This window comes from Citrobacter sp. Cu096 (genome assembly GCF_030332285.1).
GTDB classification, from domain to species: domain Bacteria; phylum Pseudomonadota; class Gammaproteobacteria; order Enterobacterales; family Enterobacteriaceae; genus Citrobacter; species Citrobacter meridianamericanus.
Window position 1 is genome coordinate 1,237,728 of the sequence record NZ_JAOWID010000030.1, and the last position, 25,799, is coordinate 1,263,526.

The 25,799-nt window shown below is 50.9% G+C and carries 26 protein-coding genes; 11 read left to right on the forward strand and 15 right to left on the reverse strand.

The window, feature by feature from the left end; genetic code table 11:
* Nucleotides 1–11: 11 nt before the first annotated feature.
* The 10 genes from OGX99_RS20270 to sad all read right to left on the reverse strand — a co-directional run bounded on the left by OGX99_RS20270 (nt 12) and on the right by sad (nt 11,434).
* Entirely contained in the window at nt 12–734 is a 723-nt protein-coding gene (locus OGX99_RS20270; RefSeq protein WP_286540637.1) for an EAL domain-containing protein, read from the reverse strand.
* A 7-nt stretch (nt 735–741) separates the two neighbouring features.
* Nucleotides 742–1,776 carry a fimbrial protein gene (locus OGX99_RS20275; RefSeq protein WP_286544908.1) on the reverse strand — a complete coding sequence of 345 codons (1,035 nt, stop codon included), beginning with the start codon at nt 1,774–1,776 and terminating at the stop codon, nt 742–744.
* Nucleotides 1,777–1,858: 82 nt separating this feature from the next.
* The gene (locus OGX99_RS20280; protein WP_187252452.1) at nt 1,859–4,357 is read right to left on the reverse strand and encodes a fimbria/pilus outer membrane usher protein; all 2,499 of its coding nucleotides are present in this window, start codon (nt 4,355–4,357) and stop codon (nt 1,859–1,861) included.
* A gap of 15 nt (nt 4,358–4,372) precedes the next feature.
* A complete protein-coding gene (locus tag OGX99_RS20285) occupies nt 4,373–5,077 on the reverse strand; it encodes a fimbrial biogenesis chaperone (RefSeq protein WP_053088687.1) in 705 nt (234 codons plus the stop codon).
* A gap of 205 nt (nt 5,078–5,282) precedes the next feature.
* A complete protein-coding gene (locus OGX99_RS20290; RefSeq protein ID WP_003843639.1) occupies nt 5,283–5,834 on the reverse strand; it encodes a fimbrial protein in 552 nt (183 codons plus the stop codon).
* Between the two features lie 600 nt (nt 5,835–6,434).
* Entirely contained in the window at nt 6,435–7,886 is a 1,452-nt protein-coding gene (locus OGX99_RS20295) for a tagaturonate reductase (protein WP_210905069.1), read from the reverse strand.
* 106 nt (nt 7,887–7,992) lie between these two features.
* A complete protein-coding gene (locus OGX99_RS20300) occupies nt 7,993–8,520 on the reverse strand; it encodes a GNAT family N-acetyltransferase (protein ID WP_151219183.1) in 528 nt (175 codons plus the stop codon).
* A gap of 80 nt (nt 8,521–8,600) precedes the next feature.
* A complete protein-coding gene (locus OGX99_RS20305; protein ID WP_151219182.1) occupies nt 8,601–8,960 on the reverse strand; it encodes a DUF4186 domain-containing protein in 360 nt (119 codons plus the stop codon).
* Nucleotides 8,960–9,886 carry a glutaminase B gene (gene glsB / locus OGX99_RS20310; protein WP_151219181.1) on the reverse strand — a complete coding sequence of 309 codons (927 nt, stop codon included), beginning with the start codon at nt 9,884–9,886 and terminating at the stop codon, nt 8,960–8,962. The genes OGX99_RS20305 and glsB overlap by 1 nt, the downstream gene beginning before the upstream one ends.
* Before the next feature lie 159 nt (nt 9,887–10,045).
* Nucleotides 10,046–11,434, reverse strand: a complete 1,389-nt coding sequence (gene sad / locus OGX99_RS20315) for a succinate-semialdehyde dehydrogenase (RefSeq protein WP_286544914.1) — start codon at nt 11,432–11,434, stop codon at nt 10,046–10,048.
* 102 nt (nt 11,435–11,536) lie between these two features.
* Between sad and ptrR the strand changes: the two genes are divergently transcribed.
* Complete coding sequence (gene ptrR, locus OGX99_RS20320) at nt 11,537–12,412, forward strand: putrescine utilization regulator PtrR (protein WP_151219180.1); 876 nt, start codon at nt 11,537–11,539, stop codon at nt 12,410–12,412.
* Here the strand turns inward: ptrR and OGX99_RS20325 are convergent.
* Genes OGX99_RS20325 through dtnK form a run of 3 tightly spaced genes read right to left on the reverse strand, consistent with a single transcriptional unit; the run spans nt 12,409 to nt 15,395 of the window.
* Entirely contained in the window at nt 12,409–13,170 is a 762-nt protein-coding gene (locus tag OGX99_RS20325; protein WP_151219179.1) for a DeoR/GlpR family DNA-binding transcription regulator, read from the reverse strand. The two genes, ptrR and OGX99_RS20325, sit on opposite strands and share 4 nt — an antisense overlap.
* A 1-nt stretch (nt 13,171) precedes the next feature.
* Nucleotides 13,172–14,158 carry a D-threonate 4-phosphate dehydrogenase gene (locus OGX99_RS20330; protein ID WP_151219178.1) on the reverse strand — a complete coding sequence of 329 codons (987 nt, stop codon included), beginning with the start codon at nt 14,156–14,158 and terminating at the stop codon, nt 13,172–13,174.
* Entirely contained in the window at nt 14,151–15,395 is a 1,245-nt protein-coding gene (gene dtnK / locus OGX99_RS20335; RefSeq protein WP_286544916.1) for a D-threonate kinase, read from the reverse strand. Before dtnK ends, OGX99_RS20330 begins: the two co-directional genes overlap by 8 nt.
* A 170-nt stretch (nt 15,396–15,565) precedes the next feature.
* Here dtnK and OGX99_RS20340 point away from each other — a divergent pair, with 170 nt between their 5' ends.
* The 7 genes from OGX99_RS20340 (at nt 15,566) to OGX99_RS20370 (ending at nt 22,810) form a co-directional block, all read left to right on the forward strand.
* Nucleotides 15,566–16,735 (forward strand): iron-containing alcohol dehydrogenase, encoded by a 1,170-nt coding sequence (locus tag OGX99_RS20340; protein WP_286544918.1) that lies wholly within the window; start codon nt 15,566–15,568, stop codon nt 16,733–16,735.
* Nucleotides 16,728–17,612, forward strand: coding sequence for a dihydrodipicolinate synthase family protein (locus OGX99_RS20345; protein WP_252838371.1), 885 nt, complete (start codon nt 16,728–16,730; stop codon nt 17,610–17,612). Before OGX99_RS20340 ends, OGX99_RS20345 begins: the two co-directional genes overlap by 8 nt.
* A gap of 76 nt (nt 17,613–17,688) precedes the next feature.
* Nucleotides 17,689–19,101 carry a sodium:solute symporter family protein gene (locus OGX99_RS20350; RefSeq protein ID WP_286544921.1) on the forward strand — a complete coding sequence of 471 codons (1,413 nt, stop codon included), beginning with the start codon at nt 17,689–17,691 and terminating at the stop codon, nt 19,099–19,101.
* A 1-nt stretch (nt 19,102) separates the two neighbouring features.
* On the forward strand, nt 19,103–20,272 hold the full coding sequence (locus OGX99_RS20355) for a sialidase family protein (protein WP_187259473.1): 1,170 nt from the start codon (nt 19,103–19,105) through the stop codon (nt 20,270–20,272).
* Nucleotides 20,272–20,742: a NanQ anomerase/TabA/YiaL family protein gene (locus OGX99_RS20360; protein WP_252838369.1), complete on the forward strand. Its 471-nt coding sequence runs from the start codon at nt 20,272–20,274 to the stop codon at nt 20,740–20,742. The genes OGX99_RS20355 and OGX99_RS20360 overlap by 1 nt, the downstream gene beginning before the upstream one ends.
* Entirely contained in the window at nt 20,743–21,420 is a 678-nt protein-coding gene (locus OGX99_RS20365) for an SDR family NAD(P)-dependent oxidoreductase (protein WP_151219171.1), read from the forward strand.
* Nucleotides 21,421–21,616: 196 nt separating this feature from the next.
* Nucleotides 21,617–22,810, forward strand: a complete 1,194-nt coding sequence (locus tag OGX99_RS20370) for a sugar transporter (protein ID WP_151219170.1) — start codon at nt 21,617–21,619, stop codon at nt 22,808–22,810.
* Between the two features lie 37 nt (nt 22,811–22,847).
* Here the strand turns inward: OGX99_RS20370 and OGX99_RS20375 are convergent, their stop codons facing one another.
* Complete coding sequence (locus tag OGX99_RS20375) at nt 22,848–23,513, reverse strand: MarC family NAAT transporter (RefSeq protein ID WP_151219169.1); 666 nt, start codon at nt 23,511–23,513, stop codon at nt 22,848–22,850.
* 257 nt (nt 23,514–23,770) lie between these two features.
* On the opposite strand from OGX99_RS20375, the gene marR reads away from it, so the two are divergent.
* The 3 genes from marR to marB are packed head-to-tail and all read left to right on the forward strand — an operon-like array spanning nt 23,771 to nt 24,859.
* Nucleotides 23,771–24,205, forward strand: coding sequence for a multiple antibiotic resistance transcriptional regulator MarR (marR, locus tag OGX99_RS20380; RefSeq protein WP_040231108.1), 435 nt, complete (start codon nt 23,771–23,773; stop codon nt 24,203–24,205).
* 18 nt (nt 24,206–24,223) lie between these two features.
* Nucleotides 24,224–24,607, forward strand: a complete 384-nt coding sequence (gene marA / locus OGX99_RS20385) for an MDR efflux pump AcrAB transcriptional activator MarA (RefSeq protein ID WP_003032424.1) — start codon at nt 24,224–24,226, stop codon at nt 24,605–24,607.
* A 30-nt stretch (nt 24,608–24,637) separates the two neighbouring features.
* Nucleotides 24,638–24,859: a multiple antibiotic resistance protein MarB gene (marB, locus tag OGX99_RS20390; protein ID WP_151225441.1), complete on the forward strand. Its 222-nt coding sequence runs from the start codon at nt 24,638–24,640 to the stop codon at nt 24,857–24,859.
* Between the two features lie 30 nt (nt 24,860–24,889).
* On the opposite strand, the gene eamA is transcribed toward marB, so the two are convergent.
* Nucleotides 24,890–25,789, reverse strand: a complete 900-nt coding sequence (gene eamA / locus OGX99_RS20395) for an O-acetylserine/cysteine exporter (RefSeq protein WP_286544924.1) — start codon at nt 25,787–25,789, stop codon at nt 24,890–24,892.
* Nucleotides 25,790–25,799: the final 10 nt, after the last annotated feature.

Consider the following 25,799-nt stretch of genomic DNA (forward strand, 5'->3'; position numbering starts at 1 on the left):
TCCTGTGAAAATTAGCCTGATGGCGCGGTTAAGACGGAGTTAATCCATAATGGAACTTCTGGAATGCGATCAATATCGGTACGCTGAAACAGATGCCCCTGAAGCCAGCAATGCGGGGTCGTCATCAGAGCCATTGTGTGGCCGGTGTGTTCTACTCCCTCCACGATGACATTTCCTGCAAAACGAGTCAGATCGCGGATAACCTTTCCCAGCCATGCCTCATCGCTGACATGGTGTTGCCAGAAAAAAGACTTATCAATCTTCGCCCCACTAAAATATCCCCTGATCAGCAAACCAAAATTGTTATGGCTTCCGGAGCCAACATCATCCAGCCACATTGAGGCATGGGGCCGTAAATGATGCAGTAATCCCCGTTTTTCTTTGTCTGAGGTGGGGAAATGCTCATGTACCTCAAGACGAATAAACGGCATTTTAGCGATCATAGAAAGTACGGCCTTGTCACGAAGAAGCCATACAGCCGTATCAGCATCCACATTCAGTGAGATAACGATGTGGTGGCGAACCAACCAATTTTGCCAGCAGCTAACACCGTGCAGTTGGCGCACAAAATTTAGCCATTTATACTCCGGCGTGAGAATATCGGTCACATCGTTGTACGAGACCGTATTCCCTTCAGGCGTCGTAAACGATGTCAGCACTTCCATGGCAACCAGACGCCCCGCCATGGTATAAACCGGCTCACAAACATAACGTTGCTTATAGCTGTTTATCATGCTGCGATTACTGGTAATTAATAGTGTAAGTCAGGCTAGTTTTGATCGACCCGCCCTGCACCGAATCGCTGGTTCGGATGATACGCGCGCCCAACGGAAAACGGACTGAACCACTGCTGTCTCCAACCGTCGGCGTGACAACCATACTGCCCGCGAGATTCTGCGCAACGTAGGTTCCTGATTGTTTCGAGGCGAGCTGTACGCCAAATCCTGATGCGGTGGCCGTATTATCCAGAGCGACAATTCCATTTACGGAATCAATAGCGGAGGTGTTCGGTGTCAGCGTCATAGTAAGTTTGTTGGGCGCAATACTGCCTGACTGGGATACGTTGCCAGAATTAAAACCTTGAATATTGTACTGGGTATAGCTTCCATTACTGTTATTACCCAGGAATGTAGAACACCCGGTCAATGTCACTGGCGTATCCACCCACACACTGGCGTCACCCTGATTTCGTAAGAGTGTGGTGTTAGTCGTTCCCAGATCCCAATTAAAGTTGGGCGTCGTACACGTTGGCGTTTGCAGCGTAAAACCGCCGGTAATCGTATGCCATGCCACTCGAGTCGGATTATTGTCGGCATCTATAGCATCAATTCTCACTTGCGGAAAAAGTGCGCTATTCACTGTTCCGGCAGTAATTGGCCCCATTTTGACCAGCTCAATAGTAAAATCTAGCCACCCTCCCGGATTGACCTCACCAGTAAGAGAAGTGGTATTGAATGGTAAGTATTTATTCTCAAAAGGATTACGAAAGCGTATCCCCAGGCCATTAATGCCCGTCTGATAAATATTACTCTGACCTGGATACAGCGAACCGCCAGACAGACCCATTCGCACCGCGGCCCCTCCCTGTGTGCAGTTCACGGTTACGGTGGCATAGCCTCTTACCTGCTGCACTCGGATATTGCTACCGACAGGAAAGTCCTCTCCAGCACTGAATGTTGCCGACTGCAACGCAACCTGGACGGTGTACTGATTATTCGTCGAGCAGACGGCAAGACTATGGCCAGCAAATAACAGCCCGCTCGTCGCAACGAGCAACTGAACTATCCGCAGATGTATTTTGGAACGAATCAAACTGAACATGTATTCTCCATGATCGTAAATCAAAGCGGCTGTTGTCTTAGCGTCCGCACGAATAGGTTATCTGCTGCATCGCTTTCGCTTCATCCGTCACGCTGAACGGCATAATGCAGGTACTGGCTTTGCCTGTTACATCATGGGTGGCAAACAGCTGGCCTGTTTTTGTATTTACCCGGGCGTAGACCATTCCACCTTGCCCTACCATGCCGACGGTATTGCCCTGACTATCCGTTACCGTCGCGCCGAAGGATAAACTTACTTCTGGTCGCGCTGGCGTCAGCAGTAGGGCATAGCCTTGATGCGTGGCAAATTCCGCCACCACTACCGCACCTGCGCGCGGCACCACATTTTGAGTGGTATTTTCGAGTTCAACCTGGTGAGACAAATTTTTCGGATCGAGGCTGACCGAATTTCGCTGATAAGGCATTGAGGCAGGCATGACGGCATTGCCCCAGCGGTCCAATTTTAATCCCGGATAACTCAGCACTTCCGCACCTGCAGCACCTGGGGCATTCACTACCACCCAAGTGTCACTGGTATAAGGCGTAAAGGTTACTCCGTGTGGATGCGCCACTATCGAACCTGACAACCCACCAGACAAGGTATGGTTATCCCGACCTACACCTACAGACGCATTGACGGATGTCCATGGTGAAAGGTACTGACCGCTTACGCTACCGGTACTGCCACTTTGTTCACTGTGGGTTCCCGAAACGCCCCAGCTCATCTGCTGCTTATCTCCGCCAGTTCCGGCCAGCGCTACCTGCTCAGCCAGGCCACCGTTATCATGGGAAACCGAACTACTAAACGTGACAGGGCGCTCCTCACCCAGCGGCAAACTGAAGGAAACCAGCCAACTGGTTTCCATGTTTCCCTCTGGGGCACGGTTACGCGTAGCGGTCAGGGTATAACTCAATCGTTTCCAGCGGTTTGAGTAACCAAACTGGTATTGCATGTCGTTCCCATTGCGATTCCAGTAATTCTGCGAAAGCCCGGTGGCAGAGAATGTCCCCCAACCTTCCGCCAACCCCTGACTTAACGTCAGGCTGTATCGGTTTTTGGTCCGGTACAGTAACCCGGCATAAATCGCATCCCCTTTCTGCAAGTTCTGGTATTCCATGGCCTGAGCAAAATCCAGATAATCACGCGTGGAGAAACGATATGCGGCCAGCGCAATATTGCTCTGCGTGTCAGAAATGAGTTTGTTGTAGGTAATGCGATAACTTTGCCCGCTCAGTTTGTCTCTGCTCGTGGAGGTCATAGCCTGGGTCACATCCAGCGCCACGGCACCCAGCGGGGTCGATACCGCGCTGCCGGCCTGATACGCCTGATAGCCATCGCTAAATTGGGTTCCACCATACAACGTCAAGAAGTTAGTAATACCCTGCTGCCAGGTCGCCTGATAAAAAGGCTGACCGTCACGCCCATTCGACTGACGGTATTTTCCTGCCACCGCTTCATAACGCGATGCGCCAGGGCGCAACAAATCTGCTACCGAGGCGTAAGGCACAAGGAATGTGCTTTCACTACCGTCCGCTTCGCGTACGGTCACGCTGAGGTCGCCACCATAACCGGTAGGATAAAGATCGTTAATAACAAAAGCCCCTGCCGGAACGGTAGTTTCATAAATCACATTCCCGCTCTGCCGTACGGTGACGCGCGCATGGCTGCGGGCGATCCCGCGGATTTCAGGTGCATAACCGCGCTGTGATTCAGGCAACATTTGATCATCGCTGAATAGCGAGACGCCGGTATATGACAACGAATCAAAAAGACGTCCTGAGGTATTAGCTTCACCCACCAGGAAACGACCGCGAACAGAACTGACATCATGCTGGAGGTAAGTATTAATGCTTTGATAACGATTGCCGCTTCCGGTCTGATTGGTCAGACTACCGTTATGTCGCAGATACCAGCCTCCAACGTTAAGCCCGCTGTTCAGACTCAAATACTGAGAGTTAAACGTTTCACCGCCAGATGATGATTGATAGGCACTGGCGTTGTAACCCATAAATGCCGCCAGACTGCCATCCTGCCAGAGCGATGGCGACACGGTACCGCGCGCCGTTTTCGCGAGATCCTGCTGGGGTATGGCAATAACCAGCTTTTGCTCGCTGTTATTCCATGTGAGTTTTGCTGATGGGATCACCTGCTCTACGGGCACGCAGTTGCCGCGGGTCAGCTTATCCGTGTCGTGCAAAGCGGACGGCATAATATTCAGGTGAGCCAGCAACTCTGGAGTCATGCAGGCAACAACCGTCCCTTGAGACGTTTTATTGAATGTCATTTTCTGCGTTGTCACCAACTCATCATTTAGCCAGATATCTGCTAAATACTCTCCCGCCGGCAAGTTGTTCCCCTGCCTGAACTGCTGCAGGTCGATACCCGCTGTATACGCGCTGTCAAGAAATGTGGTGTTGAACTCAACATCATCGTCTGGCGCTGCCATTGCCATAACAGGTATGATCAGTAATGACGCATATATCCAGGCAACGGGCTGCCCTGCCGACAGCATTTCAGCAAGATAAGTTTTACGCATGAGTATCCCCTGGTATTACAACCGGTTTACAGGTTCTGTAACCGATGAGCCGTAATCGTTAATCGCTTCCACGGTAAGGCCATCCGCCACTACACCAGAGGGAAGCGTCAGATCGAGACTGCCGTGCGGTGCCAGCATATCGGCGGGGATCGTTGTTTTTTTGCCTGCGTGCGTCGCGGTTACAGCCACGGCAGAAACGTAGTACGCCGTCGGATTACTCAGGATGATATGATTACCCTGCGCCTGCCAGCGCAGCTGCGCGATTGCCGTACGAGCGCCTTTGTCGTCAAGTGTGACAGGGCGATAAAACAGCTTGATCCGTGATCGAAAGGCCACCTGTACCTGATTTGTCCCTTTCTCACCTACAGGCGGGATTTCCAGCACGTTTAACCAATAAACGCTCTCTCTGTCGGCGGGCAAAGCAGTCCCGGTATATGACAGGCGTAACGTTTGTCCTGCGTCGGCATTCACCCGCGTCAATGGAGGAGTCAGCACAAAAGGAGTGCGCATTGCGTCAGGTTTAATTTCTGGATTACCGTCATCGGTCCAGCTTTGCAGCAATACCGGATATTTTCCTGGATTCGTAATTTGCACGCTGATATCTTTTTCCGCAGCATGATAAATGACTCGGGTGGTATTGATTTGAATACTGGCATACGTCGCTGGTATTCCCGTAGCCAGTAAAAGCGCTGTAGCAGAAAAGAATCGGTGCAGTTTCATAGTATTATTGCCTTTAAAACAGAATATTTAACGATATGCTCTTTATTTTTATAAAATCCGGAGAGGAAGGTTCGACATAAAACCTTCCACTCCGGCTTGTTACGAAGTAAGAAAATTACTGGAGTTTATAGAATACTTTGAAAATGTTTATCTATATTATTCGGAGAAATACTTTTACCAAATTTTCTTAAGTAATATTCTGATATCAGTTATAGATCAGCGAATACGTTACGCTAGACGCAACCGCACCAGCAGTAGCTGCCCCCGTTGCATAATAGCGTACGGCATATGGCAGAGTTGCATTACCACCACTAATAGGCACGTAGTTACCCGTGTTCTGCGCAATGTCGCCAGCCTTAATTGGCGTATTCCCGGAACCGTCAACAAGCTCCAGCACAACATTGGACGCACCTGTTGTATTGGTATTAACAAGACGACCATTACTGTCTACATTTGCTCCTCTTTCAAAAAAGGCCTTAACAGTGCCCGCGCCTGCTGGGTTAGTCGACGCACACCCAGTGACATCCATTTTAAAAGATGTCTGACCCGCGACATTACCTGCGGTACCTAAAATATTTGCCTGAACAGTTGGCAGCGTCACAGCCGCCGCAGTACTACCTGTTGCGCCATTAATCGTAGCACTACAGGTCTGGTTATTTACCGCACCGGTAAAATTAATAGTACCATTTCCGGCTGCCTGAACAGCAGAGACAGCAAATACGCTGCTGAATGCAACGATAGCGGCGATTTTTTTCATTATGTTGTTCCTGATAAAAATATAACGAGTTGTTGTGCATTTCAAAAAGAACAGAGTCTCTCTGAGAAGCTGAATCGATTATCAACAGGCTCAAAATTAAATCAACAACTATTTAATCAACGAAAAAAACTGAAAACATAATTATTTCCTAAGATTTCCTCACTGATAATAACTTACGCGACAAATATCTCATCAAAAATTTCAATTGGTATCGTTTAATGAAATTTTTGTAATCCCCACCCACTAAAAGCCTTCATTTTTTCATGGTTTTTATATAGCTTTATTTATAACTTTTTTTACAGATTGGATCAAAAATGTTATATGCAGAAACAGGTAAAATGCACTTAGTTTTATATGTCGTTAGAGATAATGGTGGTGATAATACCCATGGGAACTACTTTCATCATGATGCTATTATGGTGTGTGGTGTAATTCTATAGTTTTATAATTAAAAAAAGTATAGTTTGCACGGGTGAACTACGGAAAAAACATAATTTGTATTACAAAATAAAATAGCTCAGGGAGAGTAACCTCTCCCTGAATTAAACACCTTTGCGGCCTGCTAAAATAAAAAGCTTATAAATGAATATTAAGCATTTTTTAGCACAGTGGTTTCACGGCTTCACGCATGCCTTTTGCCAGGATGGCATCCAGATCGGCAGAAACCTGCTCCACCAGCCCAGAAACCTGGGTCAGGTCTTGCTCCCAATGTTCTTTGACCGCCAGTACAGAACGCACCAACGCCTCAGTACTTATCTGGCGATCGCGATGTTGGCTCCACAGTTGTTGGAAACGTTCAATCCAGTGCGCATCATCCTGGACCGGATAAGACTCACCGTTACGCTCCCCGCGGTAGAACGCAATCAACGCCGCCAGCGCAAACGTCAGACGTGCGGGCAATTGACCGCTGGCCTGTTGCCCGGCCAGCAGTTGCGGCAATATGCGGGTACGGAATTTAGTCATGCCGTTCAGGGCAATCGACAACAACTGATGCTTGATGTACGGGTTGCAGAAACGCCCCGTCACCGCACTGGCAAAGGACGCCAGCTCATCGCGCGGTAAATCCAGTACCGGAATGATTTCTTCATAAATGGCTTTTTCAACAAAGGCACAAATTTCCGCATCATTCATTGCTTCACCCACGGTGTCGAGCCCTGCCTGCCAGGCAACAGGAACCAGTGCGGTGTGTGCGCCGTTGAGAATCGCCACTTTCCGTTCTTTATACGGTTTGATGTCATCAACAATCAGAACGTTGAGCGGATATTTATCCAGACGCAGTTCCGCAGCTAACGACTTCGGTCCCTGAATAACAAACAGATAGAAGTGTTCTGCCGTATCAAGAAATGCATCGTGGTAACCCAACTCAGCTTCAAGTTTCGCCACCTCGTCACGCGGATAACCGGTAACAATGCGGTCCACCAGCGTGGAACAAAATGCGTTGGCCTGATCCAGCCACTGAATAAACGCCTCCGGTAGCATCCACTCCTGAGCGTAACGCAGAACCAGTTCACGCAGCGCATCACCATTGTAATCAATCAGTTCGCACGGAATGATAATCCAGCCTTTATCTGACGCGCCATTAAAATGGCGGAAGCGTTCGAACAGCAGTCGGGTCAGTTTAGCCGGATAGCTTACTGCTGGCGCATCCTCAAACTTGTCGCCCGCGTGATAGCTAATGCCTGCTTCAGTGGTGTTAGAAAACACAAAACGGATATCCGGATTATGCGCCAGCATCAGGAACTCATCGTATTCGCTATAGACGCTGATTTCGCGGTTAACCGAACGAATCAAACGGGCATCGCTCACGGCTTCGCCCTGCTCATTCAAACCACGAATGATGGTGGTATAGAGACCATCCTGGGTACTCAGCGATGGCGGGAAAGTACTTTCGATAGGACGAACAATGACCACACCGGCGTTTAGATCGGTATGTTCATTCAGCAGATCTACCTGCCAGTCAACAAAAGCGCGCAGGAAGTTACCTTCACCAAACTGAATAATGCGTTCAGGATACTGAGCACCGGGGAAATCGCGACGATTTAGTGTTTGCACAATGGGTTCCCTTTTTAATTAGTCATACAACCTGATTTAATTGGTACAATAGGTTATCAAACTTTAATACATTGAAACCCTGTTTTGATCAATCCCCAGCAACAAATTAGAGGTATTTATAGAAAAGTGTGGTCCCGGTCAGCGTCCCGTCTGGCATTTTGGCATAATCGGGTATCACCCCTACTTTTTGCCATCCGCAATTGTGGTAGAACAACTCAGCGCCACTGCCCGTCGCTGTATCGAGCACCAGCAACGTTTTACCTTGCTCACGTGCGCAGCTTTCCAGTTCGCTCATCAATTTTCTGGCAACGCCGCCCCGTCGTGCCGAGGTGTGCACCAGCAGTTTAGCGACATCCGCACGATGAGGCTGATTTTCGGGTTGATTGAGAATAAGCTGGACGGCACCGACAAGCGCCCCCTGAGCGTCCTCCGCGCCCAGAACAATCCTTTCACCACGAGTAACACTTTGTGCGACGTTCAACCAGAATGGCCGTGATTTATCACGATTAAAAGGTGACATAAAGCTAACGGAAGCGCCGTTATTGACGCATGTTTCAAGGATATCGCTGAGCTCGTCGACTCTCGACAGAATCTGTGCCGCGCTCAGCACAAAGCAGGGGGTAGAGGAAGCCATTTTTTCTCCTTAGATTGACGCCTTCATACTGCTTTTAACAAAAGCACAACACAAGGAGTCGTATCATAGGATTATGTTATCTATGGCTTATTCATTTGGAGCACTAACCAGTGATAAATCACCATAACAACGTAACGTTGTTGTTCGTTGCTTAACGCCACACCCTGAGGGATATCATGCCATTTCGCCAGGCATCCCCGACAGCAGGTTGCCGTGGCATGTTGAGCGATAAATACCGGATGTCCGCGCATGGGGGTCTGTTTGCCATCATTGGCAGGAAACGCCGGAGCCAGTCGTTTAGCAATAAAATCCACAGCGTGTTGTTCAATAACCGGCGCACCTTTATCCAGACAATATTGTCTCTCTTTGTGACCAAGACGAAAGCGCGAGCGGAACGTTGATTTCGCCAGCCGTGCAAAAAGAGGATCGAGCCTATTCATCAGTAAACCGAGCGCCCCAGCTGTTGCGTTAATTGCTCCAGCACCGCGATGCCGGCCAGTGAGTTTCCCGCCGGATCTAACTCAGGACTCCAGACGGCAATCGCCATCTCGTGGGGAACGATAGCCACAATACCGCCACCGACGCCAGATTTCGCCGGTAAGCCAACCCGCCAGGCAAATTCCCCTGCGTTCTGATACATGCCACTTGTCGCCATCAACGCGTTGATCTGCCGGGCCTGCATGGGTGTAACCACCGGCTCCGTAAGATGAAAAGCATGCCCTTGATTTGCCAGAAAGACGAATGTACGCGCCAGTTCCACACAGCTCATTTTCAGGGCGCAGTAGTGAAAATAATTTTGCAATACGGTGGTCACGTCATGATGGAAATTGCCAAAGGACTTCATTAGCCAGGCGATAGCCGCGTTACGTGCTGAGTGCTCAAACTCAGAGCGCGCCACCGTCGCATCATAGGCGATATCCGACACGCCGCTTAATGCCCGTACCACTTCCAGCATCCGTTGACGCGGTGCGCTCAGACGCCCTTGCAGCATATCGCAAACCACCAGCGCCCCTGCATTGATGAAGGGATTACGTGGGATCCCCTGCTCCATTTCCAGCTGCACCAGGGAGTTAAAAGGATGACCGGAAGGATCTTTACCGACGCGTTGCCAAATCTCATCTTCCTGATAGTGACGCATCGCCACGACCAGACTGAGCACCTTTGAAATTGACTGAATAGAAAAGCGCTCTTGCGCATCCCCCGCCTGGTAGTGCTGTCCATCAACGGTGCAAATGGCAATACCCAGTTTTGAACCGTCGACGGAGGCTAATGCAGGAATGTAATCAGCGACTTTACCTTGACCAATCAGCGGACGAACCTGCTGCACAATGGTCTCTAAAATTGAATTGTTCATGGCCCTGGCCACAACATGCTCCTTGCTCGCAGGTATGAAAGGCCTGCGAGTATAACAGAGCTGAATACGCAGCGTCAGGCCGGAAGGCGGAATCTGGCTATAGCCTGCATAAGCTGGTGAGATTCATAATATACAATTTCGAAAGGTGCCCCCGACGGAGGCACCACACCATCAGAGGCGGTTTTTCCAGACAGTTTGCACGTTACAGAACTCATACAGACCAAAGTGTGAAAGCTCGCGGCCAAACCCACTTTTCTTAACGCCACCAAACGCAACGCGGGCATCGCTGGCGCTGTAGCCATTGATGAATACGCCCCCACATTCCAGGCGTGCCGCCATCTTCTGAGCCAACGCTTCATCCGCCGTGAATACCGTGGCTGATAAACCGAAATCACTGTCATTAGCCAGTGCTAAGGCATGTTCCGCATTCTTTGCCACGGTAATCGCCGCGACCGGACCAAACAACTCCTGACGGAACGCCGTCATCTCCGGGGTGACATTACCCAGTACCGTCACGGCATAATAGTTGCCCTTACCGGCAATTTTTTCCCCGCCGAGAAGCAACCGCGCCCCTTCAGCAAGGGAGGCTTCGACCTGCTGGTGCAACTCATCACGCAGATCAAATCGCGCCATCGGACCCAGATCGTTTTCTTCATTTAACGGATCGCCCATTTTCAGCGCGCTCGCGGCCGCCACAAAGCGTGAGGTAAATTCTGCCGCAATCCCTTCTTCGATTATAAAACGCTTGGCTGCCGCACAAACCTGCCCGGTATTTTGATAACGTCCGGCAACCGCAGCTTTAACGGCCAGCTCGAGGTCGGCATCATTAAGGACAATAAACGGATCGGAACCACCCAGTTCAAGCACGCATTTTTTCAGCGCTGCGCCCGCCTGAGCACCAATCGCCGCACCAGCACGAACGCTGCCCGTCACCGTTACGGCTGCGATACGTGGGTCATTGATCATCTGACTCACCCCGGCGTTATCGGCATTCACCCAACCGTACACACCTGCAGGTACGCCGGCATCAACCAAAACCTGCGCGATAATCGCAGCACAGCCGGTTACGTTAGGCGCATGTTTTAACAGATAGCCATTTCCGGCCAACAGAATTGGAATGGCGCCACGCAGTACCTGCCAGAGTGGGAAGTTCCACGGCATGACCGCCAGAATGGTTCCTACGGGGCGATACTCAATCACCGCCTGATTGTTTTCCACCAGCGTGGGTTCCGGATTGAGCATCTCCGGTCCATGTTCGGCGTACCAGTCACACAATGCGGCTGATTTGGCCACTTCAGCACGCGCCTGCTTGATGGGTTTCCCCATTTCACGTGAGATACACTGCGCCATCTCTTCCGCGCGATTACGCAGAGCCTGCCCGATATCACGCAGCGTTTGCGCACGGTGCTCAACGGAAGTGTGTTTCCATTCGCTGTAACCATTCGCGGCAAGGGTCAGTGCATGAGTAATCTCTTCCGCGCTGGCCCACGGCATCGCCGTTAACATTTCGCCATTAGCAGGATTGACAGAAATCGCATGTGTTGCTGCAGTGATAGTCATAGTTGCCTCTCTTTATCGCAGGGTATGGTTATATCATGCGCATATTTACTCTTTCTGAAAAATGAATAATATTAACCGCTCCATTCACGAATAGAGAATATTATGGACCTGACGCAACTGGAAATGTTCAATGCCGTCGCGGAGACGGGCAGTATTACCCAGGCTGCCGCGAAGGTGCATCGTGTGCCATCCAACCTTACCACCCGCATCCGCCAGCTTGAGGCCGACCTTGGCGTCGATCTGTTTATTCGTGAAAACCAGCGTCTGCGGCTTTCCCCGTCAGGACACAACTTTTTACGCTATAGCCAGCGGATCCTCGCACTGGTTGACGAAGCGAGAATGGTTGTCGCCGGGGATGAACCGCAGGGATTGTTTTCGCTTGGCTCGTTGGAAAGCACCGCTGCCGTGCGCATTCCTGCGACGCTGGCTGAATATAATCAGCGTTATCCCAAAATTCAGTTTGCGCTGGCGACCGGTCCTTCAGGCACAATGCTGGATGGTGTGCTCGACGGGACGCTGAACGCTGCCTTTGTTGACGGACCGATTACCCACCCAGGCCTTGAAGGAATGCCGGTCTACCGTGAAGAGATGATGATTGTCACTCCGTACGGTCATCCTCCCATCCAGCGGGCCAGCGACGTTAACGGGTGCAGTATTTACGCCTTTCGGGCCAACTGTTCCTACCGCCGCCATTTTGAAAGCTGGTTTCATGCCGATCGCGCCATGCCCGGCACTATTCATGAAATGGAGTCGTATCACGGGATGCTGGCCTGTGTGATTGCCGGCGCGGGGATCGCGCTGATCCCACGTTCGATGCTGGAGAGTATGCCAGGACATCATCAGGTCAACGCCTGGGCGCTAAGCGAAAACTGGCGCTGGCTGAATACGTGGCTGGTATGGCGCAGAGGCGCAATGACGAGGCAACTGGAAGCGTTTATTGAGGTATTGAACCCCCAGTTGTCGCAGACCAGGGATTAACTGGCAATAGTCAGTTGGCAGGGTAGCTGTTCCAGTTGCTCGCGCACGTCTTCATTGAGATGCGCATCGGTCACGATATCCGTCAACGCATCCAGATGTGTAACGTTAAACAGTGACCATGCGCCGTATTTCGAACTGTCCGCCAGCAGTACCCGACGTTTGGCATTAGCAATCAGGTCGCTTTTCAATCCGGCCTTCTCTTCAGTCGGCGCGGTGATCCCTCGCGTTATGTCCCAACCGTTGCAGCTCAAAAACGCGATATCTGGCCAGACGTTCTGCAGCAGTTTACGTCCATGTTCACCGATGCAGGACTGACTGGAATCATCGATACGTCCGCCAATAATGGTCACTTCAATTTGTTTAAACTCAGAGAAGAAAAGCGCAATGTGCAGATCGCTGGTGATAACCCGCAGCGGCAGATGGGTGAGCTGACGAGCCAGCTCAATCATTGTCGTCCCCGCGTCGAGAACAATAGCATCACCGGCTTTCACCAGGTTTGCCGCCGCACAGGCGATAGCCTGCTTTTCCAGCAGACTACGCTGCATTTTCTCATGCGTGGTAGGTTGTGAAGGAATAAACCGGTTAAGCGTGACGCCTCCGTGGGTACGGCTGATGACACCTTCCTGGTCAAGCTTGATCAGATCGCGACGAATGGTCGCCGGAGAGGCCTGAGTCACAGCGACGAGCTGTTCAACAGTCGCCAGATTATGCCCTTTCAGATAATCCATAATCTGTTCTAACCGATTATATCCCTTCATTTTATTCCCGCGTAATTTGCATTGCTAACTGGATAGACACCGCCATGCTCTCAGACTTGGCTTTTCCTGTCCAGGCAATATCAAACGCCGTACCGTGGTCCGCAGAGGTGCGAATAAACGGCAATCCGGCGGTGATATTCACCCCATCATAAAATCCCAACAATTTTAGCGGAATATGGCCCTGATCGTGATACATCGCCACCACCATGTCGTACATACCTTCGTGGCACTGCATAAATACCGTATCCGGTGGACAGGGTCCCGTAACATTTACCCCTTCCGCTTGCATTGCACGCACCGCAGGTCCGACAATCGTTATCTCTTCCTCGCCAAACAGGCCATTTTCGCCGGCATGGGGGTTGACGCCAGCAACCGCAATACGTGGATTATCGAACCCTACCCGACGCAGGAAATCATTCGCCACCTGAATGACCGTTTTTACACGTTGCTCGCTGAGCGTATCAAGAAATTTGCGCAACGCGATGTGGGTGGTAACGTGAATGACTTTAAGCTGATCGGTATAAAGTACCATCGCGTAGTCTTTGCTGTTGGTCAGTTGTGCCAGCAGTTCGGTATGTCCGGGATAATGATGTCCCGCCAGATGCAACGCTTCTTTATTCAGCGGCGCGGTAGCAATAGCCTTAACTTCACCACTTAGCGCCAGTGCTGTAGCGCGTTTTATGCAGCGATAGGCCAAATCTCCCGCCTGCGCTTGCACCACTCCTGGCTGAAGAGCGGTAGGATCGGCAAGCGGTTCATCAATCACGTTGATAACACCTGGGGCGAATTGCGCCAGGTCTACGCTGTCGATAACCCGAAGTTCCGCTGGCGGTGTGACATTTAATGACTGGATACGACGCAGCGTTTGGGCACATCCCACAACCACAACCGGCGCGCCAGAGAGTTCTCCCTCCACCAGCGATTTAATAATAATCTCAGGTCCAATACCGGCAGGATCGCCCATTGTTACTGCAATAATGTTATTCACTTATGTTCTCCTCGATAAAATTTAAAACCTGACGCAACGTCGTTTCGTCACCGAATCCCCCTGCCTTTGTCATAACCGGGCGTTGCCAGTCGCCACCGACAAAATGACCGTACGGCACGCACTGGGCCACACGGTCGGTAATTCGAAATCCTGTTGCCTTAAGGGCGTCTGCAACCGCCATCGCCACATCGCCACCAGAGAGATACAGCGCGCCTGGCGATACCTCTTGCAAAACCTGGCGGATAAGCTGTCCAAGAAACAGGCAGATTTTTTCACCGAGCTGAACGCGATTCATCTCCATGCGCACGCACAACTGCGGAATATGATGGCGCGCTTCACTGTCGGGACTTGTGTGAACGATGCAGTGTTTACCAGAGGCGAGGATTCCAACAATGCGCTGCACGTACGCTGTTGAACCACCGCTGAAAATATTCTCGATATCGATGAATACCATCCCCACTTGCGGGTTCTGGTACACAGCGGCAACCTGTTGTTGAGCGATTTCACTCATTGATCCCACAACAGCCAGCAAGCGCTGGGAAGAAGGTGCCCGCACATGGCGCGCCAGTGCATCACAGATTCCGGCTGACCCCACCAACAACGGCAGCTCATCCTGCATCAGCGCTTGAGTAACAATCACATCAAGGTCAGCGTCAGTCCGGGCATCCACAACCCAAATCTGCGGCGTCTCAACAACAGGCTCATGCAGGTGCTGCGTGTAGTCATTTAGAGACATCGACCGACACGCAATGGTGGTTTGCGCCTGTATCACTTCACAGATATCAGCACTCATCACCGGTGTTTTAGGATCGCTGGCAAATTCGGTATGCGTTACCGGAACGCCGTGAATCAGGCATTGCCCTTGCTCGGTGGTACGGCCTGCGGCAGGATAAGCAGCCGCTAAAATGGCACGTTTTTTGCCCGTAACTCGCATCAACGCGTCCAGTTCCGCCCCCGGATTACCCCGCAATGTTGAATCGATTTTCTTCAGCCACTGCGTCTGAGGTTCTGCCTGACAGGCAAGAGCCAAATCGCTTACCCTCGCCGCGGCTTGTTGAGCATCCAGTGCCCGGCTATCGCTGTTTATGACCAGTGCATCCGTATCAACGGAATAAGGCACGGTGAACGCAACGTTCACCGTCATTCCCGTCATCGCCAGACTCACTCCCGCATCATTTCCCCCCGTAAAGTCATCAGCAATGACAAGGATCTGGGGTCTTACAACATGTCTACTCATCCATGCTCCGGGTTGTTGAATTTTGATAATGATTATATTCAATCACATTTGATTAAATGTGAGCAAGCTCAAGTTATTCAGTTCCGAGATAAATTATAAATTTAGCCCATGATGAAATCGCTTTTGAAACGAAATGAGCGAATTCAATCACTCACCTACAGGAGAATGTTGTGGCAACAATCAATAGCACCGTGATTAGCGGTTCAAATGCCATCCCCGCGCTGGAACCAATACTGACAGGCAAGCACCAGCTATTGCTGGTGACCGATAGCAATATCGTCAGGCTGGATGCAGTGGCGCAGATCCGCACCTTGCTCAGTAACGATGGCCGCCAGGTCACACTTATTGATAGCGTGCCTGCCGAGCCGGGTCATCATGACGTTGCGGCACTGTTAGAAAGCGTTAAAGGTCTTAACGTAGAGATGGTGATAGGTATTGGTGGTGGCAGCGTACTGGATGTAGCGAAGTTGCTCTCAGTCTTATGTCATCCTGAATCCTCTTCTCTTGACGCCATGCTGGCAGGCGAGAAACCGTTGCACAGCGTAGCTTCAGTGCTGATTCCAGCCACTGCAGGGACGGGTTCTGAAGCAACTCCTAATGCGATTCTGGCGATCCCGGAACAAAACACCAAGGTCGGCATCATTTCTCCGGTGCTATTACCCGATTACGTTGCCCTGTTGCCGGAACTGACGACCAGCATGCCAGCGCATATTGCGTCATCAACCGGAATAGATGCGTTATGTCATCTGATTGAGTGCTTTACAGCCACCATCGCCAATCCGATCAGTGACAATGCGGCGCTCATCGGGTTACAGAAGTTGCTAAAGAACATCGAAACCTCGGTTAATGAACCGAACAATTTGCTGGCTAAACTTGAAATGCTGTGGGCGTCATATTATGGCGGAGTCGCGATTAATCATGCCGGAACACATCTTGTCCATGCACTCTCTTACCCACTCGGAGGTCGCTATCACCTGCCTCATGGTATAGCCAATGCCATTCTGTTAGCCCCTTGCATGAAAGCTATCCGTCCTCATGTGGTCGACAAGTTCGCTCAGGTCTGGGATCTGTTGCCTGATGCCGATCGGACCCTGAGTACCGAAGAAAAATCATTCGCGCTGGTGGAATACTTCTCCGCACTTGTGAAACGACTCAACCTGCCCGATAACCTGGCAACGCTCGGGGTACCACCCACAGATATTTCCACTCTCGCCAATGCCGCGCTCAACGTAAAACGTCTTATTAACAACACCCCCTGTCAGGTAAGCCATGACGATGTTAAGGCTATTTATCAAACACTTTTTCCAGAACTGATTACCAAAGGAGTGAATCATGAGTAAGAAAATTTGTGGTGTACTGACGGCAATCGTCACCCCCTTTGACAACGAAGGGGCGCTAAACCTCCACGAGCTCAAAAATCAGGTTAATCGCCAGCTAAACGCCGGCAACGGCATTTTCTGCGGCGGTACGAACGGTGAGTTTTTTGTGCTTAACGAGGAAGAAAAAATAGCAGTGACCCGCACCTGCGTTGAGGAAGTCGCTGGACGGGCAAATGTGGTGGCGCATATCGGTGAAATCTCAACCCGTGAAACCATTCGTCTGGGCAAGCAAATTGAAAAAATGGGCGTCGATGCCGTATCGGTGATTACCCCGTATTTTGTTCCGCTCAAACAGCAGGAACTGATTGCTCATTATACCGCGATTGCCGACGCGCTATCGGTGCCGGTATTTCTCTATAACATTCCGGCACGTACGGGTAACACCATTGAACCAGAAACCGCAAGCGTACTGGCGACGCATCCCAACATCATTGGTATCAAAGACAGCGCCGGGAGCTATGAAAGCCTCGAAGGTTTCCTCAACGCCGTCAAAGATATCGAAGGTTTTGATGTGCTAAATGGGCCGGACTCGCTGATTCATCAAGGATTCGTTGACGGTTGTTCAGCCTGTATTTCCGGTTTGGCGAACGTAGCGCCAAAAGAAATTAACGCTATCTGGACGCGATTCAAGGCCGGTGATGTTGTCGGATCGCGTGAAGCGCAGGAAAGCGTCACGGGTTTGCGAACCGAGCTCTATAACGTTGCGTTCTCGCCCGCCGCAGTCAAAAAAGCATTGCAAATCATGGGACATGAGGTAGGCGCAAGTCGTTACGCCGTCACGTTTAGTGAGCAACAGGAAAATACTATCCGCCAGATAGTGTCGCATCTCGCCCACTAAAGGATTTCTCAATCGTCACAAGAATACCCGGGAGCCTGGCGCCCCCTGGATTCGTACGCCCTGGAGGGCGGCTAAGATGAACTCATTTACCTCTTCAGACACTCTGATCATTGTAGAGATCGTGATTGCCTATATTATTTTTACAACCTGGCTCACTTTCCGCCTACGCAGTAAAAATGCTGGCGATTTTATGGAAGGCTCGCGTGCCATGCCTGCCTTCATCGTCGGTATTCTCCTTATGTCCGAATATATCGGCGCCAAATCTACCATTGGTACCGCTCAGGCAGCATTTGAAGGCGGAATAGCCGCATCCTGGTCTGTTCTCGGTGCCGCTATAGGTTTTCCTCTGTTCGGTCTGATACTGGTTAAACGTATCTACAATACAGGGAAAATCACTATATCGGGTGCCATTGCCGAGAAATATGGCAACAGCACAAAAAACATTATCTCTATCATCATGATTTACGCCCTGCTGCTGGTAAACGTCGGAAACTACGTCAGCGGCGCCGCGGCGATTTCGACAGTACTGCAGGTCAATTTACCTGTTGCCGCCTTTATAACCACCATTGTGAGCACCTTCTATTTTGCCTTTGGCGGCATGAAAGGCGTTGCCTGGGTAACGATGCTGCACAGTGCCCTAAAGTACATTGGTCTGTTGATCATTATGGGGTTTGCTCTCTCAAGAACCGGCGGTTTCTCACCGATGATTGAACAAATGCCAGACTTTTACTGGACCTGGGATGGCAACATCGGCGCGGGTACTATCGTCGCATGGCTCATCGGTACCATTGGTTCTATTTTCTGTACACAGTTTGTGATCCAGGCGATTTCATCAACTAAAGATGTCAAATCCGCCCAACGATCAACATGGATCGCCTTCTTCTTTTGTTTACCAATTGCTTTTGCTATCGCCATTATCGGTGTGGCGGCGAAGTTTCTTCACCCAGAAATTAACAGCCTGTATGCAATGCCCATTTTTCTGCAGGATATGGACCCATGGCTGGCCGGGCTTGTGACAACGTCACTTGTAGCCTCTATTTTTGTTAGTGTCAGTACCGTTGCTCTGGCTATCGCCTCACTGGTGGTGAAAGATTTTTATGTGCCAATGCGTAACCCTACCAAGGAACAGGAGTTTAAAGCGACTCGCTGGATCTCCTTGTTCATTGGCTTCCTGCCGCTGATTTTCGTCCTGCTGGTACCGGAAGTATTAAAGCTCTCCTTCTTTACCCGTGCGATCCGACTCTCCATTACCGTCGTCGCCATTATCGCCTTCTATGCGCCGTTCTTTAAAAGCACTCGCGGTGCAAACTGTGCCCTGCTGGGAGCCTGCGTGGTGACATCCGTTTGGTATCTGCTGGGTGACCCGTTCGGTATCAATAATATGTACATCGCCTTGCTGACGCCTGCGGTGATTATGATTCTCGACCGTCTAATCCCTAACAAATCCCAGCAAGCTACTCCCAAACCTGTCGAAAATAATGGAGTCTAAAATGACCGTAACCGTAAATCGCGATGGCATGCTGCGAAAACTCGAACAAGATGAGCGTGTGGTTATTGCCATGCTGCCTTCAGAATGCCCGCAGAATCATGCCGCCAATATTATGCCTCTGCCCGATGGCTCACTGATGTGCGTCTGGTTCGGCGGTACTCAGGAAGGCATCGCAGACATCTCAATCTGGAGCTCACGTCTGCGCCCAGGAAGCGAGCGCTGGAGCCAGGCTGTTAAACTGTCTGATGATCCGGGTCGCTCAGAGCAAAACCCTGTGCTGTTCCTCGCGCCAGATAACGTCTTATGGCTGCTTTGGACCGCCCAGATCTCTGGCAATCAGGACACGGCTATTGTGCGTTATCGTCAATCACATGACCTTGGGGAGAGTTGGGGCGAGACAGGTACCCTGCTGGATAAACCGGGCACCTTTATCCGCCAGCCAATTATGGTGATGGACAATGGCAACTGGTTGCTTCCGGTTTTCTATTGCCGCACACGTACGGGCGAAAAATGGGTCGGTAATGATGATATTAGCGCAGTCAAAATTTCATCCGATCGCGGTAAAACCTGGCGTGATGTGGAAGTTCCGCAAAGTCTTGGCTGCGTTCATATGAATATTACACCGCTGCTGGACGGCTCACTTATCGCCCTGTACCGCAGCCGTTGGGCCGACAATATCTGGTACAGCACGTCCACCGATATGGGTGAAAGCTGGTCGGCACCACAACCAACGACATTACCCAATAATAATTCCTCAATTCAGGTTACTACGCTGGATGATGGCAGGCTCGCGCTGGTATTCAACGCGATGAACGCGACCGGAGCCAGTGAGCGCCGCACATCACTGTATGATGAAATTGACGATGGCGATGATGACCGCATCCAGCCGGTAGTGACATCAGGCCGTTCGGCTTTCTGGGGCGCACCACGCGCACCGATGACCATCGCCCTCTCTGCCGATGGGGGTAAAACGTGGCCCTGGCAGCGTAATCTTGATGAAGGCGACGGTTATTGCATGACCAACAATTCACAAGAAAAACTCAACCGTGAGTTTTCCTATCCCAGTATTAAACAGGGTGCTGATGGTCAATTGCACATTGCTTATACGTATTTTCGTCAGGCCATTAAATACGTTCGCCTCACTCCGGAATGGATTCAGGAGGATCACTGATGATTATCGGTAATCTTAACGTTCTCGATCTGGCAGGGTTACCCTTCTGTCTGCAGGATATACTGCGCGATCCCCGCTGCCATCTCGCGGCCTTACAGGCACGAGAAGATGGCCGATGGCAGCCTGATAATGTCGACTGGTTTTGTACTCTTGGCCCAGCGCAAACCCAGCAAGCCTCGCAGCGTCATACTGAATACCATCGCCAGTGGGCCGATATACAGGTAGTTTTGACAGGAGAAGAGCGTATCAACGCGGGGGGAAAATTTGCTTTTTTCAACGGTGATGAAGAACGCAAACCCGACCTTTTTATTTCTACAAAGGCTGAACTGAATGTCACGATAACGTTACGAGCAGGAGATTTTGCCGTCTTTATGCCTGGTGAAGCGCATCAGGCATTATGTGCGGTCAGCCAGCCAGGAACAGTCCGCAAAGCCGTGTTCAAAGTTCCCCTGTCATCTCCGGAGGTTTAAATGCGTCACGCGATTGTCACCGGAGCCAGCTCCGGGATCGGCGAGGCCATTGTCACTCAGTTGCTCAATGACGGCTGGCAAGTAACAGGTTTGTGCCGCTCCTCCGTCGCACGCAGCGATCCTGCGTTTTGCTGCGTGAATGTGGATCTGAGCGACAACTCATCTTTATGGGAGATAATGCCAACGCTCGCCACACCTGACGCTATTATTCATGCCGCAGGTATTATGGCTGCGGCACCGCTGGGGGAATTGAACGCCGACATCAGCCAGCGATTATGGCATTTACATATTGAGGCCGTCGAAACGCTGGTCAATTACTTTGCTCCCCGGATGGTCGCTGGCGGGCGGGTGGTGGCCATCGGAAGTCGAACCTCTCGTGGTGCGGCTGGTCGTTCACAGTATGCGGCAACCAAAGCCGCGTTGGTGGGAATGATCAGAAGCTGGGCCGCAGAACTTGCACCAAAAGGGATTACAGTGAATGTGGTCGCCCCAGGCGCTACGCAAACGCCAATGCTGAAGATGCCTGGCCGTGAAAGTTCTCCTCCCAACGTGCCACCCATTGGCCGCCTGATTAAACCTCAGGAAGTCGCTTCGCTGGTCGCCTGGCTGGTATCAGAAAATGCCGCTGCGGTAACCGGGCAGGAGTTAGTCATATGCGGCGGGGCATCGTTGCGCTAAATCCCCATCCGGGCGAGATACCCTCGCCCGGAATTTCATTAATAATGAAATAGTTAAAAATACGCAGAATGTTCGGCAGCAAATTATGTCATCCAGTCAATGAAATGCGATCTGAATCACAAAATGATTGTATTTTCGCCAGCAAACGTTTTAAGATCGTGCCCTTACCTTTTCGCAGCTAATCCACCTATTAGATATGACAACAGACACTGTTTCCCGCAAGGTCGCGTGGCTACGGGTAGTTACGCTTGCTATTGCCGGTTTTATTTTTAATACCACCGAGTTTGTCCCTGTCGGTTTGCTTTCCGACATCGCACAAAGCTTTAATATGCAGACCGCTCAGGTCGGGATCATGCTGACGATCTACGCCTGGGTTGTGGCCTTGATGTCGCTACCCTTCATGCTGCTCACCAGCCAGGTAGAACGCCGCAAGCTGCTGATCTGCCTGTTTGTCGTGTTTATTGCCAGCCACGTACTCTCTTTCCTGGCATGGAATTTTACCGTGTTGTTGATTAGTCGTATTGGTATAGCTTTCGCACACGCCATTTTCTGGTCGATTACCGCATCGCTGGCGATCCGCCTTGCTCCGGCCGGGAAGCGCGCGCAGGCACTCAGTCTGATTGCGACCGGCACCGCGCTGGCGATGGTGCTGGGGCTGCCTATCGGGCGCATCGTCGGCCAGTATTTTGGCTGGCGCACTACCTTCTTCGCCATTGGTATGGGGGCGCTAATTACTCTGCTTTGCCTGATTAAGCTCCTGCCAACATTACCCAGTGAGCATTCCGGTTCATTAAAAAGTCTGCCGGTGTTATTCCGCCGTCCGGCGTTGATGAGTCTGTATGTACTAACGGTGATTGTGGTCACCGCGCATTACACGGCCTATAGCTATATTGAACCGTTTGTGCAGACTGTCGCCGGGCTGAGCGCAAACTTTGCTACCGTACTGTTGCTGGTTCTGGGTGGTGCGGGTATTGTCGGGAGCGTCATATTCGGCAAGTTGGGTAATCAACATGCCTCCGTACTGATTAGCAGCGCCATTGCCCTGCTGACGATATGTCTGGTGCTATTACTGCCCGCCGCTGGCAGCGAAATGCATCTGGCTGTCCTGAGTATTTTCTGGGGCATCGCCATTATGTTGATAGGTCTGGGCATGCAGGTAAAAGTGCTGGCGCTGGCCCCGGATGCCACCGACGTCGCTATGGCATTGTTCTCCGGAATCTTCAATATCGGTATTGGCGCTGGCGCCCTGGTGGGCAATCAGGTGAGTCTGCACTGGTCAATGTCTACGATTGGTTACGTAGGCGCAGTGCCTGCCGTTGTAGCGTTGATATGGTCAGTGATTATCTTTCGTAAATGGCCGGTATCGCTGGAAGAACAGCCCCAGCATTGATAAAAAGTGCCCGGTAGACCATACCGGGCACCTTGCTTTACGCGTAAGTCTTAATAATTTCCAGCACGCCGTTTATAATAAACTGCACGCCCATACACACCAGCAGGAAGCCCATCAGACGGGAAATCGCTTCGATCCCCCCTTTGCCGACCAGGCGCATGATCCCCCCGGAACTGCGTAAACAGCCCCACAGAATAACCCCAACCACCGCAAAGATAATCGGTGGCGCAACCATGATCACCCACTCTGGAAATTCGGAGCCATGACGCACGGTGGAGGCCGAACTGATGATCATCGCAATCGTACCCGGGCCTGCAGTGCTTGGCATGGCCAGCGGGACGAAAGCAATATTGGCCGTTGGTTCGTCCTCCAGCTCTTCTGACTTGCTTCTCGCTTCCGGAGAATCATGCGCCTTCTGCTGTGGGAACAGCATGCGAAAGCCGATAAACGCAACGATTAATCCACCTGCAATACGTAATCCGGGAATAGAAATCCCGAACGTATTCATTACCACCTGCCCGGCGTAGTAGGCCACCATCATAATGGCAAAAACATAGACAGATGCCATGAGTGACTGACGGTTACGCTCGGCGCTATTCATGTTGCCTGCAAGGCCGAGAAACAGCGCCACGGTGGTTAACGGGTTTGCCAACGGTAACAGGACTACCAGCCCCAGTCCTATTGCTTTAAACAAGTCCATCATAATGTCATCTTTCCTGTGCGTTTTTCGTCAACGGCAAGTATAAGGGCAAACTCAAGGGTTAAGCCATGTTGTCGATGTAAGGATTCATTAGCTCTCTTTTCGCATAAACCCTACGGATCAGAATGTTAAAAACACGTTATGCCTGGCGTGCTCCTGATGTTTTAGCAAAACGTGGCATTTGCTGACCCATTCATTTGACTTATATTTGCCTAAGCAATAATATCAGCCGTGACTAACTACTTGCCAGGGCAACCATTGTGAAAAGCACCAGTGATCTGTTTAACGAAATCATCCCACTGGGTCGTTTGATCTATATGGTTAATCAGAAAAAAGATCGTTTACTAAACGACTATCTGTCACCGCTGGATATCACGGCATCGCAGTTCAAGGTGCTCTGCTCCATCCGTTGCGCGGTGTGCATCACCCCTGTCGAATTGAAAAAAGTGCTGTCTGTCGATCTCGGCGCCCTGACGCGGATGCTGGACAGACTGGCCTGTAAAGGCTGGATTGAAAGGCTTCCGAATCCACATGACAAGCGAGGCGTGCTGGTGAAACTCACCGAGCATGGCGCAGCAATTTGCGAGCAGTGTCATCAATTAGTAGGGCAAGACCTGCACCAGGAACTAACAAAAAACTTAACGGCGGATGAAGTCACCACGCTTGAGCATTTGCTTAAGAAAGTCCTGCCGTAAACAGAAAGAGGTATGACGATGTCCAGACGCAATACTGACACAATCACTATTCATAGCATTTTGGACTGGATCGAAAATAACCTTGAATCGCCGCTCTCGCTGGAAAAAGTGTCAGAGCGTTCAGGTTACTCCAAATGGCACCTGCAACGGATGTTTAAAAAAGAAACCGGTCATTCACTTGGTCAATACATCCGCAGCCGTAAAATGACTGAAATAGCGCAAAAATTAAAAGAGAGTAACGAACCGATCCTTTATCTGGCGGAGCGTTATGGCTTTGAATCACAGCAGACGCTGACCCGAACATTCAAAAACTATTTTGATGTTCCGCCGCATAAATACCGTATGACGAATATGCACGGCGAATCACGTTATTTGCTGCCACTCAATCAATGTAATTGCTAATCGCCAGTTAACGACGTAACCGAGGAAATCATGAAACTTCTGTCATATGCGATGCTGGCCCTGATGTTTGCTTTTTCGGGCCAGAGCATGGCGGAACAAACCGCGCAACCTGCTGCCGCACAAAACAATCGCGACGCGATGATTATGCCCTCAGCACACGATCAGTCCCCGTTTGATTTTAATCATATGGGCGCAGGTAGCGACAAGTCCGATGAATTAGGCGTGCCTTATTACAATCTGCGCAACCTTTAATTTTATTGCCCCGTCACTGCGGGGCTTTTTTTACCCTCTCGCCTGGGCAATCTTACGCCAACGAAAGCCAAACACATTGATATACAGTCCAGCCATTATCAGTAATGCACCAAGCAGCTGTAATCCGCTTAGCGTTTCGTCCAGCAGTACGGCCGCACTCGCCAGACCAACAACGGGTACCAACAGCGACAGCGGTGCGACACGCCAGGTCTCATAACGTCCGAGTAATGCTCCCCAGATGCCATAACCCACAATGGTCGCCACAAACGCCAGATAAACCAGCGACAGGATGGTCGTCAAATCTACCGCCACCAGACTTTGGGCTATTTGCGTTGGACCATCAAGAAGTAATGAGGCCAGGAAAAATGGAACTATCGGGATTAATGCACTCCATACCACTAACGACATCACGGCCGGGCGCGACGTATGCTGCATGATTTTTTTGTTAAAGATATTGCCGCAGGCCCAGCTTAGCGCTGCCGCCAGCGTCAACATAAAACCGAGCATACCGACATGCTGTCCGTTCAGACTGGCCTCAATCAGCACCAGTACGCCAAAAACGGCCAGCGCAATTCCTACTAACTGTTTGCCCTGCAGACGTTCGCCAAAGGCGAATGCCCCCAGAATGATGGTGAAAAACGCCTGGGCCTGCAATACCAGAGAAGCTAACCCGGCGGGCATACCGAATTTGATGGCGCTGAAGAGAAACGCGAACTGCCCAAAACTAATGGTCAGGCCATAGCCGAGTAAAAGCGAAAGCGGAATTTTCGGGCGGGCAACAAAGAATATAGCCGGGAACGCCACCAGCAAAAAACGTAACCCTGCCAACATCAATGGCGGCATATTGTGCAAACCCACCTTAATGACAACAAAGTTCAGCCCCCAAACTACGACGACCAGTAACGCCAATAACCCGTCTTTACGCGACATACCACCGCCC